This window comes from Acinetobacter sp. CY05 (assembly GCF_059515805.1).
On sequence record NZ_JCAKMW010000042.1, the window covers coordinates 1 to 8,622 of the forward strand.

General features: G+C 39.1%; 6 protein-coding genes and 1 pseudogene. 4 read left to right on the forward strand and 3 right to left on the reverse strand.

The features are described from left to right. Positions 1 to 198, reverse strand: a pseudogene (locus AC5YCD_RS15355) (hypothetical protein); the annotation flags it as partial. A gap of 96 nt (positions 199 to 294) precedes the next feature. Here AC5YCD_RS15355 and AC5YCD_RS15360 point away from each other — a divergent pair. Continuing rightward, a complete protein-coding gene (locus AC5YCD_RS15360; RefSeq protein ID WP_496130836.1) occupies positions 295 to 1,722 on the forward strand; it encodes an alpha/beta fold hydrolase in 1,428 nt (475 codons plus the stop codon). Between the two features lie 28 nt (positions 1,723 to 1,750). On the opposite strand, the gene AC5YCD_RS15365 is transcribed toward AC5YCD_RS15360, so the two are convergent. Next, positions 1,751 to 2,677, reverse strand: a complete 927-nt coding sequence (locus AC5YCD_RS15365; RefSeq protein WP_496130837.1) for a LysR family transcriptional regulator — start codon at positions 2,675 to 2,677, stop codon at positions 1,751 to 1,753. A gap of 127 nt (positions 2,678 to 2,804) precedes the next feature. Between AC5YCD_RS15365 and AC5YCD_RS15370 the strand changes: the two genes are divergently transcribed. Next, entirely contained in the window at positions 2,805 to 4,106 is a 1,302-nt protein-coding gene (locus AC5YCD_RS15370) for an MFS transporter (RefSeq protein WP_496130838.1), read from the forward strand. A gap of 10 nt (positions 4,107 to 4,116) precedes the next feature. Further along, positions 4,117 to 5,607, forward strand: coding sequence for a M81 family metallopeptidase (locus tag AC5YCD_RS15375; protein ID WP_496130839.1), 1,491 nt, complete (start codon positions 4,117 to 4,119; stop codon positions 5,605 to 5,607). Between the two features lie 252 nt (positions 5,608 to 5,859). Here AC5YCD_RS15375 and AC5YCD_RS15380 read toward each other — a convergent pair whose 3' ends face one another. Beyond that, positions 5,860 to 7,263: a KAP family P-loop NTPase fold protein gene (locus tag AC5YCD_RS15380; protein ID WP_496130840.1), complete on the reverse strand. Its 1,404-nt coding sequence runs from the start codon at positions 7,261 to 7,263 to the stop codon at positions 5,860 to 5,862. A 191-nt stretch (positions 7,264 to 7,454) separates the two neighbouring features. Between AC5YCD_RS15380 and AC5YCD_RS15385 the strand changes: the two genes are divergently transcribed. Continuing rightward, positions 7,455 to 8,614, forward strand: a protein-coding gene (locus tag AC5YCD_RS15385; protein ID WP_496130841.1) for an IS3 family transposase whose coding sequence is annotated in 2 segments (ribosomal slippage) — positions 7,455 to 7,707 and positions 7,707 to 8,614 — 1,161 coding nt in all. Because the reading frame shifts where the segments join, the coding sequence is not laid out codon by codon here. Positions 8,615 to 8,622 lie beyond the last annotated feature (8 nt).

Consider the following 8,622-nt stretch of genomic DNA (forward strand, 5'->3'; position numbering starts at 1 on the left):
AGTACTATAGTTGCGTAAGTAATTGAGAGTTAATAACAACTGATCCTCTATATCTAAAGTATGCGGTCGACCTGATTTCTTTTTGAGTGATTCTGCTTTTTCTAGAACCTCTACCATTTCAGTAAAAACTCGTCGAGGTACGCCAACTAAGCGTTTGAATTCAGAATCTGAAAAACGGTTTAATTTCTGATATCTCATGAAATTTATATGGAGGTGATTTTTACTTTCGCAAGAGGTCTATTGTTTACTGCATTTTTACTCTTTTCTTCAATAAGTACAGCTAAATCACAAGAAATGCATATTGATAAAATTCTACAGCATCGTAATGCAGCTCATCTTTTATATATTGATCATGATGGTGCATTATTAAATCCTTGGGATACGCGGCCAAATAAGAGTCATGTGTCTAAACAAGATGAAATCAAATATATTGATCATATAACCGATGAAATTTTGGTTAAATCAGATAGTACTCAATGTAAAGATAAATTCACTCTGACTATTTTTATTCATGGTGGATTAAATTTTCTGCGTGATGCTAATGAAAGACCAGATCAATTTATTAAAACTATGCTAAAAGAATGTCATTATCCGGTATTTATTAGCTGGAATTCGGGTGCTTATACCAACTATAGCGATCATCTGTTTCGTATTCGTAAAGGTGAAAGTAACCCAGCTAAGGCCATTCCGAGTATCCCTGTCGTTTTAGCGCAAGATTTAACCCGTTCAATATTAAAAGCACCGAGTGCTTATCTACGTGAAATAAAAAAAGCCTCCTCAGTTCGTAAGCTCTATACGCAAGAAGTGCAACAAGCCTATCCACAATTGATTGGTCGTTTAAAGGCAACAGGACTGAATATTCATCAACCTGAATTGATCCATCAGTCGATTCAGGTTGATCCACTCTTGCCGGTTAAAATCATAACAAAAACCGTGACTACTCCCATTATTGATGGTTTTGGTAAAGGTGCTTGGGATTCTATGCTACGTAGAACCGATTTGATCTTTACTAGCCCTTATTCAATCAACCAATTATTAACACAAGAGCTGCAACCACAGCACCCCCTTAAACAAGGTCATCATTTTGAAACTGCGATAGCCAAGTTTTTTCGAGAATTAAGCTCTAACCCCGCTTTAGCCATTGCTCAACAAAATCTTGCATCTGTACACACCACTGATCAAGATACGAAAGGTCAGAAACTGGCTGCAATTCAGATTAACTTAATTGGTCACTCGATGGGCACTTTGATGGTGAATCAAGCCTTGTCAAAGTATCCCGATTTAAATGTCAAAAACATCGTCTATATGGGAGCAGCTGCACCGCTAAGAAGCCTCGAGTCCACAATTGCACCTTGGTTGCAACATCATCCTAATACGCATTTTTATAGTTTAAGCCTAGATCCTTATAATGAATTAAGTGAACAATCTGGCCAGGGTTTACTTCCCCGAGGTAGTTTACTCAACTGGATTGATAATATATTTTCAGATATTCATTCTGTAAAAGATAGAACTGTAGGTTCATGGATTAATATCATTATGTTAGTTGATGATATGTTTGCGCCATCACCTTATTTACGTGAGCGCATTCATCTCACCAAGTTTCATGTACACACGTCTCAAGGCATGGATGTTGGCCCACAAAAACATGGCGAGTTTGATAATTATGCTTTTTGGCGTGAAGAATATTGGACTGGGCAAGAGCTTGAGCGCCTTGTTAAATAACAGCATTTGTTATGGGCCGATTTAAACATTAGCGTAAATTAAAACTGGCCCGAATACGATCCAGTAAAACGCGATGTGAATCTGAAATTATGGCACCTTTACGCATTAATAACTGCGTTTTGGCTTGTTGAAAGGTGCTGGAATCAATTTCTAGTACATCGACCAGACCCGCTTCTACCGCAACCCCAATATCAGCATAACGCATGGCAGAAATACCATGCCCTGCAATCACATAATTTTTAAGTGCGGTAATAGAGTTGGTGGTTAAGGCAATATTTAAACCCAAATTTAAACGTACTAATTCAGCATCTAATAACTGGCGAAAACCATGCCCCACCGACATCACCGCAAATTTATAATTTAAAGTCTGCGCCAAAGATACCGCTCCTTGCTGTAAGGTTAATGGATGACCTTTAGGCACAGCTAAAATAAAGGGCTCTTCGCGTTCCGCAATCACTTTAATTTCAGGATGCAACGGTGGATTATAGGCCAACCCAATATGCGCTAAACCTTCCGTTACCTGCCGAATCACATCCTGCACGCTCATTAATTCCAGTTGCAACTGCACATTTGGATAAGTGGCATGCATATGTTTAAGCACATCATAAATTAAATCTTGTAAGTAACTTTCACTCGAGACCAAATTGACTTTGGCTAACTGTGCCGATTTAAGCTGTGCCAATTGCTCAAATAATGCTAATTCACGTTTTTGATTTTCCTCAAAATACTCTAAGACGATATAGGCAGCTTCTGTGGGCACAACATTACGACCACGGCGTTCAAACAGCTGGGTTTGTAGCTGGGCTTCAAGAAGTTGGATTTGGCGGCTAATGGCAGATTGTTCGATATTAAGTAAGTCGGCAGTTTTACGAATCGAACCTAACAGCATCACATTATAAAAATAACGCAGTCTTTTTTCATTAATCCCTGCTAAAGGCAGCGTGTGTTTTTGCATAGGTTTGTACTTATTATTGATGCTTTTAAAGCATCATTATCAATAAAAAGCTGCATTGTTATCAAGTGCTCAAGCTGCTTAAACTCATCTCTAAGGAAAAATAACAATAAGCAACAGGAGTTTGCTCATGCGAGAACAACAACTCGATCGGATGTATCAAAAAATTAGTTGGCGCTTATTGCCATTTTTATTGCTGTGTTATTTTTTTGCCTATTTAGACCGTATTAATATCGGGTTTGCCAAATTACAAATGCAGCAAGATTTAGGCTTTAGTGATGCTATTTATGGCATGGCTGCAGGTATTTTCTTTTTAGGCTACGTGCTGTTTGAAGTTCCCACCAACTTGTATTTTAGCAAGATTGGGGCGCGTAAAACTTTTATGCGCATTATGGTGCTGTGGGGTCTGACTTCAATGTCGATGTTATTTGTGACGACTCCAACCATGTTCTACATTTTGCGCTTTTTGCTGGGCGTATTTGAAGCAGGTTTTGCCCCAGGTTTAATTTTTTATCTGACCTATTGGTATTCGGGTGCTCGTATGGCACGCGTCATGGCGATTGTCATGTTGGCTGCGCCCCTAGGTGGAATGTTGGGGGCACCTTTGTCCACACAAATTATGACCCATATGCATGACATTTATCATATGGCGGGTTGGCAATGGTTATTTTTACTTGAAGGTTTGCCTACGGTGCTATTAGGAGTGATGGCGTATTTTTATTTGGTTGATCGTCCACAAGATGCCAAATGGTTAAGCCTTGATGAGAAAAAATTATTGCAACAAGAAATTCAATTACATCAAGCAACGCAGACGCATCAAGGTTTTAAAACTGTCCTTAAAGATCCATGGATTTATTTTATGGCTTTGGGTTATTTCAGCATCATTAGCGGGATTTATGCAGTCGGGTTTTGGTTACCGTCTTTACTTAAAAGCAGCGGCGTAGAAAGCTTAACCAGCATTGGCTGGTTGGTGGCCATCCCTTATTTACTTAGCGCGATTTTGATGAACCTTGTAGCACGACGTTCCGACCGTTACCAAGAACGTAAATGGCACAGTATTTTACCTACGCTCTTGGCAGGAGTCTGTCTGTTAAGTTCGGTTATGAGTACTCATTTTATCTTGTCATTTATTGCAATTTGTTTTGCCACTGCATTTATGTTTGTTGCCTATACCATTTTTTGGTCAATTCCTGCGCAGTACTTAACAGGCACAGCTGCGGCTGGCGGCATTGCGCTGATCAACAGTATTGGGCTATTGGGTGGTTTTGTTAGCCCAAATATTATGGCATTTGCCCAAAGTACCACTCAATCCTTGGTTGCGGGCTGGATCAGTATTGCCTTATTACTTGGTTGTGGCGCCTTGTTGCTTTGGTATGCCTTCCGTTTAAAAAAACCACTTTCTACTTCTCAGGCTGTTCGCGCCACTTCATAAGGATCATTCTATGCCAACGATTGCTATTGCTGGTTTTCAGCATGAAACCAATACTTTTTCCCCAAGTCTGGCACGCTATGATGACTTTATTCATGGCGGTGGCTTTCCGGGATTAACCTATGCCCAAGACCTGTTCGCATTTGCCGAGCACAATATTCCTATTGGCGGTTTTATTCAAACTGCCCAGCAGTTGGGTTATCAGCTTGAGCCGATTCTATGGGCAGGTGCATCACCTTCGGCACAGGTCGAGCAGCAGACCTATGAACGTATCTGTCAGGATATTATCGCGGGCATTATCGCCCAGCCAGTGGATGCTATTTATCTTGATTTACATGGTGCTATGGTGGCTGAACATTTAGATGATGGCGAAGGTGAATTACTGCGCCGTATTCGTGCAGTGGTGGGTCAAGAGATCCCCATCATCACCAGTTTAGATTTTCATGCCAACGTTACTCAGCAAATGTTTGAACATGCCACGGCAATGCTGTCTTATCAGACCTATCCACATATTGATATGGCAGTTACAGGCGCACGCTGTGCTGTGCTATTAGATGAAATTTTAAAAGGCAAACAACTACATAAAGACATCTACAAACTGCCATTTTTAATTGCTTTAAATGCGCAGTGTACAGATTTAGAACCTGCCAAAAGTACCTTTCAGCGTTTACAACAGTTACAGCAAGACACTGGGGTGCTACTCAACTTTACCCCAGGTTTTCCTGCGGCAGATTTTTATGACTGTGGCGGCACGCTATGGGGCTATAGCGCATCGCTACCGCAACTGCAACACACCATGCAGCAATGCCAAAGTGAATTGCTGGCGCATGAAGCCAATTGGCACATGGAATTTTTAAGCCCTGATGTGGCGATTGCCCAAGCCCAACAACTGTTTAAAGATCAGCAAAAACCGATTGTTATTGCCGACACCCAAGACAACCCCGGTGCAGGCGGTGATTCTAACACCACAGGCATGTTACATGCCCTCGTCAAAGCCAAAGTACAACGTGCATTAGTGGGTTTAATCTGTGATCCTCACACCGTACAAAGCGTTGGTCACCTTGCAATAGGTGAACGGTTTTATGCCCAACTTGGCGGTAGCAGCAATGGCGACCCTGCCCTATGTGGTGAGTTTATTTTAAAAGCACGTCATACAGGTCAATTTCATTATCAAGGGCCTATGATGCATGGTGTGGCAGTGGATATTGGCGAGAGTATCTTAGTGTCTTATCAAGGGATTGATATTGCAGTAAGTTCCTATAAGGCTCAGCTCCTAGATCGCGTGATGTTTAGAATCTTTAAGGTTGATCCTGAAGACTATCCACTCATTGTGGTAAAAAGTTCGGTACATTTCCGCGCTGATTTTACCCACATGAGCGGCGCAATTTTAGTTGCCAAAGCCCAAGGGCCGATGCTGGCAGACCCACGCGATTTAAACTGGCAAAAGATTAATCCTGAGATCCGTTTAGCTCCACTGGCTTTAAGCTTACAAGAATCAGCTTAAAGCCCTGCCTTATGTTCAAGTGGCTGATTCAAGCATTTCTCATCCGCCGCTATTACTTTTAAAAGGCGGGTATAAGACATAAAAAAAGGCTTGATTCCTTTAGAATCAAGCCTTTCCGCTTTATACAACACTATGTTCAGTTATATTCAGCTAGGGGTGGCGTCAATTGAACTAAACACATAAGACATTGATTTATATATATTTTATAATTTATTAAAAATTATATGATACATATAGTGATACAAACAAACTTTAATTGATGATAAAACCAGAGTTTATATAGTTATCCCAACTTCTAATAATATCCGACTCTCCATAGCTACCGCTTGCAAATAGATTTTGTTTCAAACCTTTTTTCATTTCTAAAGCTTGTGCATCAAGTTGGTCATTAGTATTTTCTAGATAGTAATATTTAAGCAAAAAAGGAAAACCCGATCCATCATGACTAGAAGCTAAAAGGTCACCATACTTATTAGAAAAACTTGCTAAATCATCAAAATCATATCCACCCCAACCGTATCTTGATCGATTTTTCACATAACTAATTAACAAATTTATAATATGATCTAAAAACTCTTTTTCACTTAGTTTATTAGGTCTAATACATTTTTGTTCCATAGCCAGATAAGAGAAAGCCATAACCGAGGAAACAGTATGAGGAAGATTATCCATTAAAGCCATTTTTTGTAAAATTCGAATTAAATCTCTTGAATTGAGATTAAACATCTCAGATAACATTAATATATCTTTATTATTTAACCTTAAACCATACTTATTTACGTATTCACGAACTACCTCGATATAACTATTACTTTCCCTTTTAGGAAACTTAATGTTTAAATCAATAAATTTTTCCAAATAACTATTTGTAGAAGTGAAGCCATAGAAACTATTTATTGACTCCTCCAACTGAGCTTTATTAGTAGAGATTACAAAAACAATGTTTGGAATATCAAAGAAATGTTTGATGCGCTCTATCAATTTTATAGAGAATTCAGGCTTACACCTGTCTAATTCATCAACAATAAATACTAAAGGCTTATCCAAATCTTTAACTAACTCACCTAATGCGTCTTTAAAATATTTCAATTCATTTTTATTCGTATTGTAATTTTCTACTAACTCAATTAGATGTTCCCGTAATCCTTCTTCCAATAACTCACCAGCCTTTTCTCCAACCTCTCCCGTAGCATCCTTAACTGCTGTAACTGTTTCCTGTACACTTTTACTAAAATATCCAGCCCCCATCAATGTCATTGCCAAAGACCAAATAAGCATAGGTAGATTTGGAAGAACAGCATGATATGCACCTATAAATTTTTCTTTAAATGTAGCTATAACAGTTTGCTCTGCATCAACAGCATTAAGAATTTCCATAGATAAAATAAGAAAAGGGTCTTCCATAAAATCATGTGCGAAAGCATCTATGTATATAACCTTATAATCATTCTGCGACAAATCTGCTTTCCAATTTTTTACAAACCAAGTTTTGCCTGCTCCCCATTCTGCATCTAATGCAATAGTCGCACCGCAATTCAAATTAGAGATGAAATTAGTCAATTTTTTACTTAGTTGCTGACGTCCCCACAAGTCGCCTTGAAATGGTACTGTAATTTCTTCTTCACGATCTTTGATAAATTTAGTTGCTACATTCATTCTTATTCCCCTTTTTAAATATCGCTCAAAGTATAAGATATCCATCTAAATCGCAATTTTTTTGAATGGTATACACAGTCCATGTTGTTAATTTTATAAGACTTCACTCTTTTAGATAAATTATGGTTGTAGTGGTTTAATAAAGTTGGACACCAATTTAGGTGATAATGTATTCACCAAAGAGGTGCTCAATGAGAACAAGACGAACATTTACTCCAGAATTCAAATTAGAAGCAGCAAGCCTTGTACTTGATCAAGGCTATTCAATTTTACAGGCCTGTCGTGCTTTAGATGTTGGGCAGACAGCATTAAAACGTTGGGTTGATCAACTTCAATTTGAACGAACAGGACAATCTCCAACAATGCCTGCTCTAACAGCTGAGCAAAGGGAAATACAACAACTTAAAGCTCGTATCCATCAACTCGAGCAGGAGAAGATGATCCTAAAAAAGGCTACAGCTCTCTTAATGTCAGACGAATTCAAACATATGCGTTGATTGATCAATTAAGAAAGCTAAGCTCTGTTAAATTAATCTGTCGTGCCTTTGGTGTACTGCGTTCAAGCTATTACCATTACCGTTCAACAAGTAAAACTCCTCATCCAGATCGTATCAAGCTTAAAGTGATGATTAAAAGTCTATTTAAGCAAAGTCGTCACTCTCTTGGTAGTCGGGGAATTCGATTTATGTTGTTGAATCAGGGCATTAAGATTGGACGCTATCTGGTACGTAAGTTAATGCGTGAATCAGGTCTTGTTTCCAAACAACGTAAGAAGTACAAATATCAAAGCAACGTAGCTGAAGTCCCTGCTGTTCCAAATATATTAAACAGGCAATTTAAACCTGTTCAGCCTAATCATGTGTGGAGCAGTGACATTACCTATATTTGGACAGGTAAAACATGGGCTTATCTTGCAGTTGTTCTTGATCTGTATGCTCGTCGAGTGATTGGTTGGTCTATGTCGTCCCAAGCAGACCAACATTTAGTCATTAAGGCATTAGATGAAGCATGGCATCGGCGAGGTAAACCGAGTGGCGTGATCTTCCATTCTGATCAAGGCAGCCAATATAAAAGCCTTTTAGTTCGGCATAGGTTGGCGTGCTACGCCATGCAACAAAGTATGAGTCGTAAAGGAAACTGTTGGGACAATGCCCCAACAGAAAGGCTTTTTAGAAGTCTCAAGACTGAGTGGATTCCCAAATTGGGATACAGCTCAATTGAAGAAGCGAAGCTAGATGTTGGTCTGTATCTGATGGAATACTACAATCAGATACGACCTCATCGATTTAACGATGGTATCAGTCCTTGTCAGGCTGAAAATGAACTTAAAACTGTGTCCAATATTTGTTGACCACTACA